This window comes from Streptomyces sp. NPDC008125 (genome assembly GCF_042957125.1).
Lineage (GTDB): Bacteria > Actinomycetota > Actinomycetes > Streptomycetales > Streptomycetaceae > Streptomyces.
Genome location: NZ_JBIBHR010000005.1, coordinates 179,040 through 194,832 on the forward strand (window position 1 = coordinate 179,040; position 15,793 = coordinate 194,832).

Sequence of the window (15,793 nt, forward strand, 5' to 3'; positions counted from 1 at the left end):
TCCAGGAGGAGATCCCCTCGTGACCAGCACCGCCGGGCAGCCGGCCCCCTCGTCCACCGCGCTCGACGCCGACGAACTCGCCGCTCTCGACGCCCACTGGCGGGCCGCCAACTACCTCGCGGCGGGCCAGATCTACCTCATGGCGAACCCGCTCCTCGAGCAGCCCCTCGCCCGCGAGCACATCAAGCCGAGGCTGCTGGGCCACTGGGGCACCTCGCCGGGGCTCAACCTGGTCCACACCCACCTCAACCGGGTGATCAAGGCACGGAGCCGGCCGACGCTCTGTATCTGGGGACCCGGACACGGCGGCCCCGCCGTGCTCGCCAACTCCTGGCTGGAAGGCAGCTACTCGGAGACGTACCCCGACATCGGCCGGGACGCCGAAGGGATGGGGGCGCTGTTCAAGCAGTTCTCCTTCCCCGGTGGAGTGCCCAGCCACGTGGCACCCGAGACTCCCGGCTCCATCCACGAGGGCGGTGAGCTGGGGTACGCCCTCACCCACGCCTACGGCGCCGCCTTCGACCACCCCGACCTGCTCGTCGCCTGCGTCATCGGGGACGGGGAGGCCGAGACCGGACCGCTCGCGGCCTCCTGGCACTCCAACAAGTTCCTCGACCCGGTGCACGACGGGGCCGTCCTGCCGATCCTCCACCTCAACGGCTACAAGATCGCCAACCCGACGGTGCTGGCCCGCCTCCCCGAGGACGAACTCGACCAACTGCTGCGCGGATACGGCCACGACCCCATCCACGTCAGCGGCGACGATCCCGCAGAGGTCCACCGCGCACTGGCCGCCGCGCTGGACGTCGCGCTGGACCGCATCGGGGAGCACCAGCGCGCGGCCCGGGGCGGCCGGTCGACCGAACGTCCCCGCTGGCCGATGATCGTCCTGCGTACGCCCAAGGGCTGGACCGGGCCCGAAGAGGTCGACGGGCTGCCCGTCGAAGGGACCTGGCGCGCCCACCAGGTCCCGCTCTCCGGAGTCCGCGACAACGCCGACCACCTGCGGCAACTCGAAGCGTGGCTGCGCTCCTACCAGCCCGAGGAACTCTTCGACGACGCCGGACGCCCCACCGCACAGGTGCTCTCGGTGATCCCCGAGGGCGACCTGCGCCTCGGCGCGACCCCGTACGCCAACGGCGGACTGCTGCTGCGCGACCTCCCGGTACCCCCGCTGGACGAGCACGCGGTCACCGTCGACAAGCCCGGCGCAGCCTCCCACGAACCCACCCGGGTACTCGGCCGACTCCTCGAAGGCGTCATGGCCGCCACCGCCGGACGCCGGGACTTCCGGCTCGTCGGCCCGGACGAGACCGCGTCCAACCGGCTCGACGCCGTCTACGGAGCGACCGGCAAGGCATGGCAGCAGAAGATCCTGCCGACCGACGAGAACCTCGCCCGCGACGGGCGGGTCATGGAGATCCTCTCCGAACACCTCTGCCAGGGATGGCTGGAGGGCTACCTGCTCACCGGGCGCCACGGGCTCTTCTCCAGCTACGAGGCGTTCGCCCACATCGTGGACTCGATGGTCAACCAGCACATCAAGTGGCTGCGCACCTCGCGCCGTCTTCCCTGGCGCCGCCCCATCGCCTCACTGAACTACCTGCTCAGCTCGCACGTCTGGCGCCAGGACCACAACGGCTTCTCGCACCAGGACCCGGGGTTCGTCGACCACATCCTCAACAAGAGCCCCGAAGTCGTCCGCGTCTACCTGCCGCCGGACACCAACACCCTGCTCTCCACCGCCGACCACGTGCTGCGCAGCCGCGACTACGTCAACGTGATCGTCTGCGGGAAGCAGCCGACCTTCGACTGGCTGACGATGGACCAGGCCCGCGCCCACTGCGCCCGGGGCGCCGGGGTGTGGGAGTGGGCGGGAACCGAGGACGGCAGCCGCGAACCCGACGTGGTGCTGGCCTGCGCGGGAGACGTACCCACCCTGGAGACGCTCGCCGCCGCCGACCTGCTCCGGCGCCACCTGCCCGACCTCGCCGTACGCGTGGTGAACGTCGTGGACATGACCCGGCTGCTGCCGCACGGCGAACACCCGCACGGCATGCCCGACTCCGAGTACGACGCCCTCTTCACCCGCGACAAGCCGGTCATCTTCGCCTACCACGGCTATCCGTGGCTGATCCACCGCCTCGCCTACCGCCGGGCCGGCCACGCCAACCTCCACGTACGCGGCTACAAGGAGGAGGGCACGACCACCACCCCCTTCGACATGGTGGTCCGCAACGACCTCGACCGGTACCGGCTCGTCATGGACGTGGTCGACCGGGTGCCCGGACTCGGCGTCCGCGCCGTCGCGGTACGCCAGGCCATGACCGACGCACGGACCCGCCACCACGCCTACATCCGCGAGTTCGGCGAGGACATGCCGGAGGTGGCCGACTGGACCTGGACCGGCTGACCGGCGGCTTCTTCCGGGACCGCCCCGCGCCGGGGCGGTCCCGGCCGGGTCTCCGCACGCTCCTCCCGATGAGCGATCATGGTCGGGCCGAACGCCCGCCCGAGGAGAGCCGAACCGATGACACTGCGCTGCGCCGTACTCGACGACTTCCAGTCCGTCGCGACCACCGCCGCCGACTGGTCGCCCCTGGCGGGCCGGGTGGACGTCGCCTCCTTCCCGGAGCACTTCGCCACCGAGGACGAGACCGCCGAGGCGCTCGCGTCCTTCGACGTCGTGGTGACCCTGCGCGAGCGGGTCCCCTTCCCCGCCACCCTGCTCGACCGGCTGCCGCGCCTGCGCCTCCTCGTCGCCTCCGGCATGCGGAACTCCGTCATCGACTACGCGGCCGCCGCGCGCAACGGCGTCACCGTGTGCGGGACCGCCAGCGCCGGCACCCCGCCGGTGGAACTCACCTGGGCCCTGCTCCTCGGCCTCGCCCGCAACATCGTCCCGGAGGCCACCGCGCTGCGCACCGGGGGGCCCTGGCAGTCGACGGTCGGCGCCGACCTGCACGGCCGGCGCCTCGGCCTGCTCGGGCTCGGCAGGATCGGCAGCCGGGTCGCCGCGGTCGGCCTGGCCTTCGGCATGGACGTGGTCGCGTGGAGCCCCAACCTGACCGCCGAGCGGGCCGGCGAGGTGGGCACCCGGCTCGCCGCCTCCAAGGAGGAGCTCCTCGCCACCAGTGACTTCGTCTCCGTCCACCTGGCTCTCGGCGACCGCAGCCGGGGTCTGATCGGCGCCCCGGAGCTGGCGCTGATGGGCCCGGACGCCTACCTCGTCAACACGTCGAGGGCCGCCATCGTCGACCAGGACGCCCTGCTCGCCGCGCTCCACGCCGGGACCATCGCCGGCGCGGCCGTCGACGTCTTCGACACCGAGCCCCTCCCGGCGGACCACCCGATGCGCACCGCACCGCGCCTGCTGGCCACCCCGCACCTCGGGTACGTCTCCCGCGCCAACTACGCGGCCTACTACGGCGACGCGGTCGAGGACATCGAGGCGTATCTCGCGGGCTCACCGGTCCGCCTCCTGGGAGCGTGAACCGGACCGGGCGGTCTATGGACGTCACCGCTCAGTAGCGCAGTACCGCCGCGATCCGGTGGTGCTCGTTCAGGGTGTCGTCCGGGAGGAACACGACCTCGGCGCCGCTGTCGAGGGCCGCTTCCACCAGCTCGTCCACCACGTCCTCGCGTACCGACGCGTCGCCCGGCTCCACCTCCTCGTCGCCCACCGGCACGAGGTGGTCCTCGGCCGTGCGCGCGGTCTCCTGGTAGTGCTCCTCCACCACGACCAGCCCCGCGCGCCCCTCCCGCACGGCGGTCCACACCTCGTCGAGCCCGCCCGCGAAGGCCTTGGCCCCGCGTGCGCCGTCGAGCCGGGCGCGTACCTCGCCGGCGCGGCGCTCCGCGTGCTCCGCCATCGCCACGCCGAGCTCCGCCAGCAGTGCGGCCGGCGCGATGTCGGCGGGAGCGCCCTTGGCGACCCGGCCGACCGCCGCGTGGGCGCCCTCGCCGGCGTCGTCCAGCAGCGAGAGCGCGGGCGGCAGCCCGACCAGGTACAACGGCCGCGGGTCGGCGGCGAGCACGGCCCGCAGCTTCTCGTCGACCGTACGGAGGAACTGGCGGGTCTCCTCGTCGGTGTACGTGCTCGGGGTGTCACCGATCCGCTCCATCCGCTGAGGGTTCGGCGCCTCGCTCGGGGCGGTCAGCGGGAACCCGCCCTTCTCCTCCAGGTGCACGGAGTCCGCGGTGCCGCCCCAGAGGGCCGCATGGTCGGCGGCGACAGTCAGAGCCCAGTACGGCTGGGACTGCGCCCTGGCCGCCACCAGGTTGCGGGTCAGGTACGTGTCGCTCAGCACCACCCGCTCGGGAGCGGTGCGCGGCAGCTGCCAGATCTGGTACTCCTCCGTGCTCACCAGGAGCACCAGCGACTCCAGGGCCCTGCGCGCGTCCACCTCGGCGACCGCGCGGTCCAGCTGCGCCCGCAGCGCGGCAGCGGTCTCGCGCGGCACCCCCGGATCGGCTTCCAGCCGGCTCGCGGCCTCGGCGACCAGATTGCGCAGCCGTACGGCGTCCTGGGCGTTGTCCGGGGCGCGGCGGTGGGTGGGCATCGTCAGGGACAGGACCGGATAGGTGCGGGTCGCCCGCAGTTCCTTGAGTACTCCGGTGGTAAGGGCGTCCGTGTCCATCGTTCCCTCCCAGGGGTTCGATTCCGGTGGAGGGCCCGGCGCGGTGTCCCGCGGGGCCCGGGCCGTTCCCCGTACCTGGGACGGATGGCCCGACGAGTCAATTCATACCTTTTGATCCTAATATGAGCCAATTAGCCGGAGGTCGTGCTCGGGGGTTCGGGAGGTAGCGGTATGTCCACCCTCGCCGCGTGGAAGATCCGGACCGCGGACGCGGCGGAGCACGCCGAGGCGTCGCTCACGTCCCTGCAGAAGCAGGGGCTGATCAAGATCATCGACGCGGCGGTGGCCGGCCGGCCCATCGACCGCGCGAAGCCCCGCACCCGGCAGCTCCGCAGCCTGGTCGGCGCCGGAGCCCTCGGCGGCACGTTCTGGGGACCGCTCTTCGGGCTGCTCCTCCTGATGCCGCTGCTCGGCGCGGCCATCGGCGCCGCCGCCGGGGCGCTCGGCGGCAGGCTCGCCGACGCGGGGATCGACGACGACTTCATCACCGAGGTCAAGGAGCAGGTCACGCCAGGGACTTCGGCGCTCCTCCGGCTCACCCGGGACGAGATCACCGATCGCATCGGCGCGGCCCTCCCCGGCGGGGGTGCCGAACTGCTCCACAGCAACCTGGACACCGCGAGCGAGAAGAGGCTCCGCAGCGTCTTCGCCGAAGACGCCCTGGACGCCGAGGGTGCCGAGGACGCCGAGGGTGGGGGCCCCGGTGACGGCGGGGGCCGGTGAGACCCGCCGGCGCGGAGCCGCCCGGGGGGCCGCCGACCTCCGGTGCGTCCTTGCCCTCCGACGTGCCGCTTCCCTCCGGAGCGCCGTTTCCCTCCGGCGGCGCCGGTGCGGGGGCGGCCGGTGCGGTGACTGCCGCGCTCGGTGAACTGCGCGCGCGGTTCGCCGGGATCCGGCACGGGGAAGTAGCCTCGTACATCCCCGAGTTGACCCGTGCCGACCCGGACGCCTTCGGTCTCGCGCTGGTCAGCATGGACGGGCATCTCTACAGTGCGGGCGACGCGCGCACACCGTTCACCGTGCAGTCCGTCTCCAAGCCTTTCGTCTACGCCCTCGCGCTGGCCGAACTGGGGCTTGACGAAGTGTCCGCCTGGGTCAGCGCGGAGCCCAGCGGCGAGGCGTTCAATGCCATCAATCTGGAGCACGGGACCGGCCGGCCGGCCAACGCCATGGTCAACGCGGGCGCCCTGGTGGCCTCTTCACTGGTCCCCGACACCCCCGACCGCCCGCGGTTCGAGCGCATCCTGGCGTTCCTGGGCCGGTTCGCCGGACGAGCGCTGGACGTCGACGAAGCGGTGTACCGCTCCGAGTCCGGGACGGGCGACCGTAACCGGGCGCTCGCCTACCTCATCCGCAGCGCCGGCCGGCTCCCCGCCGACCCCGTCACCGCCACCGAGACGTACTTCCGCCAGTGCGCGGTACGGGTGACCGCGGTGGACCTCGCGGTCATGGCGGCCACCCTGGCCCACGGCGGGGTCAACCCCGTGACCGGCGACCGGGTGGTGACCGACGAGGTCGCGGCCCGGGTGCTGGCCGTCATGGCGACCTGCGGGATGTACGACGCGTCGGGCGAGTGGCTGCTACGGGTGGGGCTCCCGGCCAAGAGCGGGGTGTCGGGCGGCCTGATCGCCGCAGGGCCCGCGCGGTTCGGGCTCGCCTCCTACAGCCCGCCGCTCGACGCCGCCGGGACCTCCGTACGCGGGCGGTCCGCCTTCGCCGCCCTCTCGGAACGCCTCGGACTCCACCTCATGCTCAACCCCGCGCTGCCCGGCTCCACCGTCACGCTCGTCACCACGGGGGAGGACCCGCCGCCCGGCAGCGGCGCGGGGGAGAGGGGGCGGGTGGCGGTCGTGGCCGCGCAGGGGGCGCTGGACTTCACCGCGGCCGAACGCGTGCTGTACGGACTCGACGAGGCCGGCTCCGGGGGCGCCCCGTCCGTGGTGCTGGACCTGCGGCAGGTGAACGGGATCGAGCCGGTGGCCTACGCGATGCTCCGCCAGGGGCTGGCCCGGCTGGAGAGGGCGGGTCACCACGTAGCCCTCGCCGACCCGGCCGGCAGGCTGGGTGCCCCGCCCGGCGGCGAAGGCGTACCGCCGGGCGGTGAAGGCGCCCCGGCCGGTGGCGGCGGTCCGTCCAGCGGCGACGCCCTGCCGGACGGCGGCCCGCCCGTGGATCCGCCGCTCGTCGGCCCGCCGAACTTCGCCTCGCGCGACGAGGCCGTCGCGCGGTGCGCCCGGGAGGGCGACGGACAGCGGTCCTGAACGACGACGGCCCGGGTCCGGGCGTGCTCCGGGGCCGCCGGACCGACGGGCCTACCAGATCGACTCGACCCACTCCGGGTGGTCGATGAACGGGTTGCGGTTGTGCTGGTACTGGGTGTAGATGACCTCGTTGCGGTTCTTCTCGAAGGCGCTCGGCGGGTCCTCCTGGCTCCATTCCTTCAGTACGGAGAGCTTGCCGATGTACGGTGCCGAGCCGTTGTCGACCTTCTCGTTGGGCTCCAGGTCGGCCCACGCGTCGTCGCCCTCGTAGCGCACCGCCATGTAGAGGATCATCCGCGCGACGTCGCCCTTGTCCGCGTCGCGGGGTTCGAAGGAGTCGGCGTCGGTGTAGTTGCCCGGAGCGCCCGACACCTGGCTGCCGCCGTTGTCGAAGTCCTTGTTGTCCCGGATGGAGTTGACCTGGACGTCGGCCGGCCGCAGGTGGTGCAGATCGGTACCGGGGCCCGTCGCCGTACCGAAGTCGCCGTGCGACTTGGCCCAGACGTGCTCGCGGTTCCACTGGCCGACGTTTCCGCCGTTGTCGTCCTCGGGCCGGGACTCACCGGTGTACAGCAGGATGACGTTGCCGGGGTTGGCGGGGTCCTCGTCGGTGTCCTTGAGGGCCTCCCAGACCTGGCTGTACGAGACCTTGGTCTGGCTCTTGATGACCGTGTGCAGCGCCGCCTTGAGGGCGGTGCCGGACTTGCCCACCGCGCTCGCGTAGTAGGTGTCGTCCAGAGTGGCGGACGCGGTGGCCGCGGCGGCGGGTGCCGGGGCGTCCTTGCCGGGAGTGGCCGCGGCGGTAGCGGTGAGAACGGTGACGGCGGCGAGGGCGGCCAAGAGTGGACGCGCGTAGATTATGGGGCGACGGGACATGTGGGGTGTCCTCTCCGGGACGCGAAAGGACTGCGGCCACCCTCTGATTCGTGGGGGAGGAGAGGGGCGCGGCAGTCATGCGAAGGGCGATCTGCCCGGCAGCCTTCCATACGCGCCGTGCTTCATGCATGAACAGAAAGTGATGGCCATGTGCAGGTCAAGTGGGGGTTGGTCCCACCGGTCACTCCCGCCTCCACCGCCCCGGCGCGGCCTCGGACGCGAGTGCCGCGTCGCGGCCGGATGCGCGGGCCGCGTCCCGGCGTGAGAATTGGCCGAAAGGACGAGGAGGCGGCATGAGCCAAGATCCCGAATCCATATACCTCACGCGTGACGCACGGGCGATCACGCCGGAAGAGGTCACGCCGGACCGGCTGCTCCACACCGGAGCGAGCGACCGTCCCAGTGCGGAGGACCTGGTCCTCGCCTCGGGCCGGGACGTGACACCGGAGAGTCTCGAATGGGCCCGGCGCAAAATCGCCGAGGAAGGGCGTTCGGCCATCGACAAGCGACTTCCCTGAGACCCTCGGGCTCCGGGGCGGGAAGCGCTCGGCACGGCGGGTGCTCCCGCCCGGGTTAGCCTGAACGCACAATGAACTGTTTGACGACGTCACAGGGCCCCGTCGACCTGGCCCGTTTTCCCGAGCACCCGCGCGACCCCTTCCGCGCCTGGGACGCGGCCGACGAGTACCTCCTCTCCCGACTGGAGGGACCAGCCGAGCCCGGTGCCGCCGGACCCGCCGGGCCGGTGGACCTCTCCGGCTCCGTCGTGGTGGTGGGCGACCGCTGGGGCGCCCTCTCCACGGTGCTGGCCGGGCACCGGCCCGTACAGATCTCCGACTCCTACCTGGCGCAGTGCGCCACCCGCGCGAACCTCGCGCGCAACGGCATCGACCCCGACGCGGTGCGGCTGCTCTCGTCGCGCGACACCCCGCCGGACCGGATCGACGTCCTGCTCGTACGCGTGCCCAAGAGCCTCGCGTACCTGGAGGACCAGCTCCACCGCCTCGCGCCCTCCCTCCACGAGGGCACCGTGGTGATCGGCGCGGGCATGGTCAAGGAGATCCACACCTCCACGCTCAAGCTCTTCGAGCGCATCGTCGGCCCGACCCGCACCTCGCTCGCGGTCCGCAAGGCCCGGCTGATCTTCTCGACCCCCGACCCGACCCTCGTCCGTACGCCCAGCCCCTGGCCGCTGCGGTACGAGCTCCCCACCGACATCGGGACGGCCGCCGGCCGCACGGTCGTCAACCACGCCGGCATCTTCTGCGCCGAACGGCTCGACATCGGCACCCGCTTCTTCCTGAAGCACCTGCCCACGCGCACGGGCCCCGACCGGGTCGTCGACCTCGGGTGCGGCAACGGCGTCGTCGGCCTCGCGGCGGCCCTCGCCAACCCGGACGCCTCCGTCACCTTCACCGACGAGTCGTACCAGGCCGTCGCCTCCGCCGAGGAGACCTTCCGGGCCGGTACGGACCCCGGCCGCGAGGCGTCGTTCCTCGTCGGTGACACCCTGACGGACGTCGAACCCGGCAGCGTGGACCTGGTTCTCACCAACCCGCCGTTCCACTCCCACCTGGCCACCACCGACGCCACCGCCAGGAACATGTTCCACGCCGCGCGCACCGCACTGCGGCAGGGCGGCGAGCTGTGGGCCGTCGGCAACCGGCACCTCGGGTACCACACGCAGTTGCGCAGGATCTTCGGCAACTGCACCACCGTCGCGGGCGACCCGAAGTTCGTGGTCCTGCGGGCCGTCAAGCGCTGATCCGCCGGTCCCGGCTCCGGGAGAACCGGCGGCGGGTCACGTGGGGGGGGGCCGGACCACGCCCTTGCGGTGGGCCGGGGCGACGAGCTGCGCCCCCGGTCGCGGGAGTGCGTCTTCGCGAGCGTGGGTCACGTGGTGGGTTCTTCCGTGGATCCGGCCCCACGGCCCTCACCCGACGAGCGTGTCCCGCCACGGAACACCGCTCCGACCCCCGGAACCGTAAGCCCGGAAAAGGGCCACCGGGCCGTCGGTCATGCGGAGCTTTCGGGCCGGCCCGATGGTTCCTGGTCGTGCGGGTAGTCGCGGTGCTCGATGTAGGGCGCGGCGAGGAGCCGGAGCTGGTACTCGGCGTTCCGGCCGGCCGGCCCGGCGGTCCCCAGATACGGCACCACGGTGTCCTCCAGCAGCGCGAGACGGACCTCGGCCGTGGCGGCGGTGAAGCGAGCGTGCTTGGCGGCGTCCTCGGGTTCGACGCCGAAGCGATCGGGCTGCTTGGTCACCACATCACCGGCGTAGCGGGCCTTCTCCAGCTCCTCGGCGAAGCGGGCGCGGACGAAGGCGGTCAGGACGTCGGTCATGAGAGGCCTCCGGCCGCGGTCTCGACGCCGACGACGGTTCGTTCGCGCAGCGGCGGGATGCCGGCCGCCTCGTGGACGGCTCCGAGCTCGGCGAGCCCCGCGCGCGCCGCTTGGCATTTCTTCTCGGTCGTGGCCATGCTCCGATGATGTCACGACCAGCCGCGTCCCTGGTGGGTGGCCGCGGGACGCCTCCCGGGGACGCCGGACCATGATGTACCCCGCTCGTACGCTTTCGTGGTGGTCGCCGAAGAGCCCGGCAGAGGAGACCCGTGAACGCCGTGACCCCGTGTCTCACCGCATACGCGGCGGGCCGGCAACCGCCGTCCCGCCGCACCGTGACGGCGATCTCCCGACTCGACCCCGGGAGCGGTCCGGACCCGCGCCCTCTTTTGTGACGGGCCGCCATACTGGAACGGCCGGGGGAGGGCGCGGATGCAGCGGAGCGACGGGGGCGACGGCGGACCATGGCGGAGACCAGGCTGATCCAGGGCCGGTACCAGCTGCTCGACTTGATCGGGCGCGGCGGAATGGGCGAGGTGTGGCGGGCCCGCGACGAGTCGTTGGGCCGTCAGGTCGCCGTCAAGTGCCTCAAGCCCTCGGGCCCTCCCCACGACCGCTCCTTCGCCCGCGTCCTGCGGGAACGGTTCCGCCGTGAAGCCCGGGTGGCCGCCGCCCTCCAGCACCGGGGCGTGACCGTCGTCCACGACTTCGGTGAACACGAGGGCGTCCTCTACCTGGTGATGGAGCTCCTCGAAGGGCGCAACCTCGGTCAGCTCCTGGAGGACAACGGCCGGCGGGCTCTGCCCGTCGACGACGTGATCGACATCGCCGAACAGATGGCCGACGCCCTCGGCTACACCCACCGGCAGGGCATCGTGCACCGCGACCTCAAGCCCGCCAACATCATGCGGCTCACCGACGGCACGGTGAAGATCTGCGACTTCGGTATCGCGCGCCTCGCCCAGGACACTGCCTTCACCTCCAAGCTGACCGGCACCGGCATCTCCATGGGCACCCCTCACTACATGTCACCCGAGCAGATCGGCGGAGTCGGTGTCGACCACCGCAGCGATCTCTACTCGCTGGGCTGCGTGCTCTACGAAATCGCCACCGGAGTACCACCGTTCGACCTGGACGACGCCTGGGGCATCCTCGTCGCCCACCGCGACACACCGCCGTGCCCCCTGCGCGCCCACCGTGCCGAAATCCCCGAGTTCTTCGAGCGGGCCGTCCTCGACCTGCTCGCCAAATCCCCCGGACAGCGCCCGGAGGACGCCGGCTCACTCCGGCGTCGGATCGCCCTCGCGCGCACCGGGAACGTAACGGAGACCGGGCCCGCCGGGCACCCGTACCCCGCCCCGGCCCCACGCCCTGAGCTCCCGCCCGCCCGCGCAGAGCTGCTTCCGCCCGCCCGTGCTGAGCTGCTTCCGCCCGCCCGTGCTGAGCTTCTCCCGCCCGCCCGTCCCGAGCGTCACCCGTCCGCCGGCTTCGAGCTGCCTCCGCCCTCCCTCCCCGCGCCGCCTGACGCCGGTCCGCGCGAACTGCCCGAGTGGACCCGCTCGATGACCACCGGCCGCCGGGCCACCGGCACTCGGCGCCGGGTCGCCGGACCGGGCGACCACGCCGCCGCCCTCACTGGCGCATGGACGACCGGCTTCCCCGCCGCCGCGACACCGCAGGCCGCACCAGGAGCTCCGGCCGCCGACGTGCTGCGGTCCCTGGCCGGACGCCACGAGTCCGGCCTCGCCCTCGCACGCCTCGGACGCTGGGCGGAGGCGGAGGAGATCCACCGCTCGGTCGCGACCGAACGCTCCCGGCTGCTCGGGGCCGCCCACCCGGAGGCGCTCGCCAGCCGGTACGAACGAGGCGTCTGCCTCAGCCGCACCGGGTACGACACGGAGGCGCTGGCGGAGTTCGGCCACGTCTCCGAGGGCCGGTCCACGGCCTTCGGGCCGGACCACCCCGAGACCCTGGCGGCCCGCCAGGAGACGGCGTACGTACTGGGACGGCTCGGGCGGCACGCCGAAGCCCACCGCGTGTACGCGACGGTGCTCGCCGCCCGGGAACGAACGGCCGGCCCCGGCCACCCGGACACCCTGAGCTGCCGCCACGACATGGCGTTCAACCTCGGCCGGCTGGGCCGCGCGGAGGAGTCGTACCGGATGTCCCGCGAGGTGGCCGACGCGCGCGCCCGGGTGCTCGGCGCCGACCACCCGGACACCCTGGCGACCCTCTTCGAAGTGGGATACGCCCTCGGCCGGACGGGGCGTTGGCAGGAGGCGCTGGACACGTACACGCGGGTCGCCCGGGGCCGGGTCCTCGCACTGGGGACCACTCACCCGGACACCCTCTCCACCCGCCACGAGATCGGCGTCTGCCTCGGCCGCCTCGGACGGGGCGCGGAAGCAGCGGAGCTCTACCGAGCCCTCGTCCACGACCGGACGAGGGTGAGCGGGCCCGACGACCCGGAGACGCTCCGGGCCCGGCACGGCCTGGGCGTCAACCTCGGCCGCGTCGGCCAGTGGGAAGAGGCGCTCGCCGAGGCGCGCACGGTGTGCGCCGCGCGGGATCGCACCCTGGGCCCCGATCATCCCGACACCCTCGTCAGCTGCCGCGAGATCGCTGTCTCGCTCGGATGGCTCGGCCGCTGGGCGGAGGCGCTCGTCCTCTACCGGAGGGTCGCAGAGGCCAGGACCCGAGTGCTCGGACCCGTCCACCCCGACGCGGTGGCGAGCCGCGACGACGAGGTCCGCTGCCGCCGGCAGCTGGACGCCGGCGCCCCGTTCGCCGAACCCCACCGGCCCCCCGACCCTCCCGCGACACCCCTCCCCGAGGAGCCGTACCCCCGGTGAAAGGACGCCTCCGGGGGTACGGGTCCGGCCTGCCCCGGTGATACCGGTGAGCAGCGGTGCGCCTCGTCGGACGACTCGGGCCGCACCCGTGCACTCCTTCCCCCTCCGGCACGGCCGGATCGCGTCCTACCGCGGGCGACGGCCCGTCCGGACCCTGGATACATGGGGGATACCGGAAATACCGCGCCAGGACCGGACAGTGCCGACCACATCTACCAGGCTCTCCTCGAAGGTGCCACCGCCCCGCGCCCGCCCGACCCGCCCGACTGCCCCTTCTGCGACCTCCGCCAGGACCGCTATCCCACGCACTACGACGGCCACTGGGTTCTCCTCGAACCGCGCGTGATCGTCCCCGCCCACACGGTCCCCCCGCACGACCGCTGGACCATCGGGCCGGACCGCAGGGCCATGAACCTCTGGGACGCCGAACCCTTCCCGGGCGCCCGGTGCCGCATCCCGCACCGCCTCGTCTGCCCGTACCTCCGGCCCGGGGACTTCGGGCTCTGGATCACTCTGCGCCGGCAGACGAACAGAGACAGGATGGGCCGGCTCTTCGACCTGCCGGAAGACGGACCCTCGGCGGTCGAGCACTGACGGAGCGTCATCGCCGCCTGGAGTGCGGCGCCCCGGGGGACGCCGGCCCGGTCCAGGACGGTGGCCGTGCCGTCCTCGCGAAGCACGCTCCCCCCGCGCTGAAGGCCGGTTCAGGCACCTGGCTCAGCGGCCGGGAATGCGGCACCGCGCACGGTGGCCGCGGGAAGTGCCGGTGATGTGCGCGGCGTTGCCCGCCCGCGGTCGCGCCTCGCGCCCGGGGGCTGCTCACTCCGTGTCCCGGGGCCTCGGCCGTGGCGGCCGTTGCCGTCGGACAGCTCGGTGCCGCCGGGTACGCCCCCGCCGGGTGTCAGCCCGGATGATCCGGGCCGACGACCCCACCGGCCTGGGCATGGGGGTCCGGTACGTACTGATCAAGACCTGCCACTGGCAGGTGTCGCGACGCGGAGGCATCCATCGGGCATCCCGTCCAGGAAGCGGTCCTCCCGCATCGGACGCGCATGACGGCGTACACCGACTGGAACGCCTGGAACCAGACGGGGGAGTACTCCGACCCCGACCCGGTCCTCGTGCCCTGTGCCCCGCCCGGGAGCCCCGCCCACCTCGCGTGCTCTGGCCGGGCCCGGTCGTCCTGTGCTACCAAGACGGATGACCGCACCGGGGAACCTGACGCAGAAGAGCTACGACGCCGTGATCGTGGGCGGCGGCCACAACGGCCTGGTGGCCGCGGCCTACCTCGCCAGGGCAGGGCAGTCCGTCCTCGTGCTGGAACGGCTGGGGACGACAGGCGGCGCGGCCGTTTCGACCCGCCCGTTCGCCGGGATCGACGCCAGGCTGTCCCGGTACTCGTACCTCGTGTCCCTGCTGCCGGACAAGGTCGTCCGCGACCTCGGGCTCCGCTTCACCACCCGGCGGCGCACCGTCTCCTCGTACACCCCCACCGTGCGCGGCGGGGCGGCCACCGGGCTGCTCGTCGGCGAGGGCCGGACCAGGGAGAGCTTTGCCGCGCTCACCGGCGGGGACCGCGAGTACGAAGCCTGGCAGCGGTTCTACGGCATGACGCGGCGGGTGGCCGAGCGCGTCTTCCCCACGCTCACCGAACCCCTGCCCGAGCGGGCCGAGTTGCGGGCTCGGATCGGCGACGACATCGCCTGGCGGACGCTGTTCGAGGAACCGCTCGGCGTCGCCGTGGAGCAGAGGTTCGCCGATGACCTGGTGCGCGGGGTCGTGCTGACCGACGCGTTGATCGGGACGTTCGCCGACGCCCACGACCCGGAACTGCGCCAGAACCGCTGCTTCCTCTACCACGTCATCGGCAACGGTACGGGCGACTGGGACGTCCCCGTCGGCGGCATGGGAGCCCTCACCGACGCGCTCGCCGACGCGGCGCGGTCGGCCGGTGCCGAGATCCGCACCCGCCACGAGGCGGTCCGGATCGAGACGGACGGTACCGTCGCGGAGGTCACCGTCCGCGACGGCCGGGGCGAGCACACCGTCGCCGCCCGCCGGGTCCTCGTCAACGCCTCGCCCCAGGCGCTCGCCGCCCTCACCGGGGAACCGGGCGACGGGCCGCCCGCCCCGGCCGAGGGTGCCCAGCTCAAGGTGAACATGCTGCTCACCCGGCTGCCCCGGCTGCGTGACCGGTCCGTCGACCCCCGTACGGCCTTCGGCGGCACGTTCCACATCGCGGAGGGCTACGACGCGCTGGCGTCGGCCCATCGCGAGGCGGCGGGAGGGCGGCTGCCCAGCGCACCGCCGTCCGAGATCTACTGCCACTCGCTGACCGATCCGTCGATCCTCGGCCCCGGTCTCGCGGAGCGCGGCTTCCACACCCTCACCCTCTTCGGGCTGCACACCCCGGCCCGGCTGTTCGCCGCCGACAACGCGGGTGCCCGTGGGACCCTCCTCGCCGCCACCCTGGCGCAGCTGGACGCCCACCTGGAGGAGCCGATCGCGGACTGCCTCGCCCGCGACGAGGACGGCGCTCCCTGCATCGAGGCGAAGACCCCGCTCGACCTGGAGCGCGAACTGGGCCTGCCCGGCGGCCACATCTTTCACCGGGACCTCTCGTTCCCGTACGCCACCGGGCACACCGGCCGCTGGGGCGTCGAGACGGCGCACGCCAACGTCCTCCTGTGCGGCGCGGGTGCGGTGCGCGGCGGCGGGGTCTCCGGGGTTCCCGGCCACAACGCGGCGATGGCCGCGCTGGGGCGCTGACATGGGGTGACCGGGAGCGCCGGACACCGCGCACGCGCACGGCGCCGCCCGG

The 15,793-nt window shown here is 73.1% G+C and carries 13 protein-coding genes; 9 read left to right on the plus strand and 4 right to left on the minus strand.

The features are described from left to right. Positions 1–19: 19 nt before the first annotated feature. Both ACFZAX_RS10875 and ACFZAX_RS10880 read left to right on the plus strand, forming a co-directional pair. Positions 20–2,413, plus strand: a complete 2,394-nt coding sequence (locus ACFZAX_RS10875; protein WP_390960726.1) for a phosphoketolase — start codon at positions 20–22, stop codon at positions 2,411–2,413. Positions 2,414–2,530: 117 nt separating this feature from the next. Further along, a complete protein-coding gene (locus tag ACFZAX_RS10880; protein ID WP_390960727.1) occupies positions 2,531–3,493 on the plus strand; it encodes an NAD(P)-dependent oxidoreductase in 963 nt (320 codons plus the stop codon). A 31-nt stretch (positions 3,494–3,524) separates the two neighbouring features. Here the strand turns inward: ACFZAX_RS10880 and ACFZAX_RS10885 are convergent, their stop codons facing one another. Next, positions 3,525–4,640, minus strand: coding sequence for a chemotaxis protein (locus tag ACFZAX_RS10885; RefSeq protein ID WP_390960728.1), 1,116 nt, complete (start codon positions 4,638–4,640; stop codon positions 3,525–3,527). Positions 4,641–4,811: 171 nt separating this feature from the next. On the opposite strand from ACFZAX_RS10885, the gene ACFZAX_RS10890 reads away from it, so the two are divergent. Next, positions 4,812–5,363 (plus strand): DUF1269 domain-containing protein, encoded by a 552-nt coding sequence (locus tag ACFZAX_RS10890; protein ID WP_390960729.1) that lies wholly within the window; start codon positions 4,812–4,814, stop codon positions 5,361–5,363. Positions 5,364–5,425: 62 nt separating this feature from the next. Then, positions 5,426–6,901: a glutaminase A gene (gene glsA / locus ACFZAX_RS10895; RefSeq protein WP_390961009.1), complete on the plus strand. Its 1,476-nt coding sequence runs from the start codon at positions 5,426–5,428 to the stop codon at positions 6,899–6,901. Between the two features lie 51 nt (positions 6,902–6,952). Here glsA and ACFZAX_RS10900 read toward each other — a convergent pair whose 3' ends face one another. Beyond that, entirely contained in the window at positions 6,953–7,777 is an 825-nt protein-coding gene (locus ACFZAX_RS10900) for an endonuclease (RefSeq protein WP_390960730.1), read from the minus strand. Positions 7,778–8,070: 293 nt separating this feature from the next. On the opposite strand from ACFZAX_RS10900, the gene ACFZAX_RS10905 reads away from it, so the two are divergent. Then, positions 8,071–8,295: a hypothetical protein gene (locus tag ACFZAX_RS10905; RefSeq protein WP_390960732.1), complete on the plus strand. Its 225-nt coding sequence runs from the start codon at positions 8,071–8,073 to the stop codon at positions 8,293–8,295. A gap of 71 nt (positions 8,296–8,366) precedes the next feature. Then, the gene (locus ACFZAX_RS10910; protein ID WP_390960733.1) at positions 8,367–9,542 is read left to right on the plus strand and encodes a methyltransferase; all 1,176 of its coding nucleotides are present in this window, start codon (positions 8,367–8,369) and stop codon (positions 9,540–9,542) included. A 251-nt stretch (positions 9,543–9,793) separates the two neighbouring features. Here the strand turns inward: ACFZAX_RS10910 and ACFZAX_RS10915 are convergent, their stop codons facing one another. Then, complete coding sequence (locus ACFZAX_RS10915; protein WP_390960734.1) at positions 9,794–10,120, minus strand: hypothetical protein; 327 nt, start codon at positions 10,118–10,120, stop codon at positions 9,794–9,796. Continuing rightward, entirely contained in the window at positions 10,117–10,257 is a 141-nt protein-coding gene (locus ACFZAX_RS10920) for a hypothetical protein (protein WP_390960736.1), read from the minus strand. Before ACFZAX_RS10920 ends, ACFZAX_RS10915 begins: the two co-directional genes overlap by 4 nt. Before the next feature lie 327 nt (positions 10,258–10,584). On the opposite strand from ACFZAX_RS10920, the gene ACFZAX_RS10925 reads away from it, so the two are divergent. The 3 genes from ACFZAX_RS10925 (at position 10,585) to ACFZAX_RS10935 (ending at position 15,741) form a co-directional block, all read left to right on the plus strand. Continuing rightward, on the plus strand, positions 10,585–12,972 hold the full coding sequence (locus ACFZAX_RS10925; RefSeq protein WP_390960738.1) for a tetratricopeptide repeat protein: 2,388 nt from the start codon (positions 10,585–10,587) through the stop codon (positions 12,970–12,972). A 162-nt stretch (positions 12,973–13,134) separates the two neighbouring features. Next, positions 13,135–13,566 (plus strand): DUF6083 domain-containing protein, encoded by a 432-nt coding sequence (locus ACFZAX_RS10930; RefSeq protein ID WP_390960740.1) that lies wholly within the window; start codon positions 13,135–13,137, stop codon positions 13,564–13,566. 606 nt (positions 13,567–14,172) lie between these two features. Beyond that, the gene (locus ACFZAX_RS10935) at positions 14,173–15,741 is read left to right on the plus strand and encodes an FAD-dependent oxidoreductase (RefSeq protein WP_390960741.1); all 1,569 of its coding nucleotides are present in this window, start codon (positions 14,173–14,175) and stop codon (positions 15,739–15,741) included. Positions 15,742–15,793: the final 52 nt, after the last annotated feature.

Excerpts from the sequence above, each read along its gene's own strand:
- ACFZAX_RS10880 (WP_390960727.1), top strand. The coding sequence starts at position 2,531 with ATGACACTGCGCTGCGCCGTACTCGACGACTTCCAGTCCGTCGCGACC.
- ACFZAX_RS10885 (WP_390960728.1), bottom strand. The coding sequence starts at position 4,640 with ATGGACACGGACGCCCTTACCACCGGAGTACTCAAGGAACTGCGGGCG.
- ACFZAX_RS10890 (WP_390960729.1), top strand. The coding sequence starts at position 4,812 with ATGTCCACCCTCGCCGCGTGGAAGATCCGGACCGCGGACGCGGCGGAG.
- ACFZAX_RS10900 (WP_390960730.1), bottom strand. The coding sequence starts at position 7,777 with ATGTCCCGTCGCCCCATAATCTACGCGCGTCCACTCTTGGCCGCCCTC.
- ACFZAX_RS10905 (WP_390960732.1), top strand. The coding sequence starts at position 8,071 with ATGAGCCAAGATCCCGAATCCATATACCTCACGCGTGACGCACGGGCG.
- ACFZAX_RS10910 (WP_390960733.1), top strand. The coding sequence starts at position 8,367 with ATGAACTGTTTGACGACGTCACAGGGCCCCGTCGACCTGGCCCGTTTT.
- ACFZAX_RS10915 (WP_390960734.1), bottom strand. The coding sequence starts at position 10,120 with ATGACCGACGTCCTGACCGCCTTCGTCCGCGCCCGCTTCGCCGAGGAG.
- ACFZAX_RS10920 (WP_390960736.1), bottom strand. The coding sequence starts at position 10,257 with ATGGCCACGACCGAGAAGAAATGCCAAGCGGCGCGCGCGGGGCTCGCC.
- ACFZAX_RS10925 (WP_390960738.1), top strand. The coding sequence starts at position 10,585 with ATGGCGGAGACCAGGCTGATCCAGGGCCGGTACCAGCTGCTCGACTTG.
- ACFZAX_RS10930 (WP_390960740.1), top strand. The coding sequence starts at position 13,135 with ATGGGGGATACCGGAAATACCGCGCCAGGACCGGACAGTGCCGACCAC.
- ACFZAX_RS10935 (WP_390960741.1), top strand. The coding sequence starts at position 14,173 with ATGACCGCACCGGGGAACCTGACGCAGAAGAGCTACGACGCCGTGATC.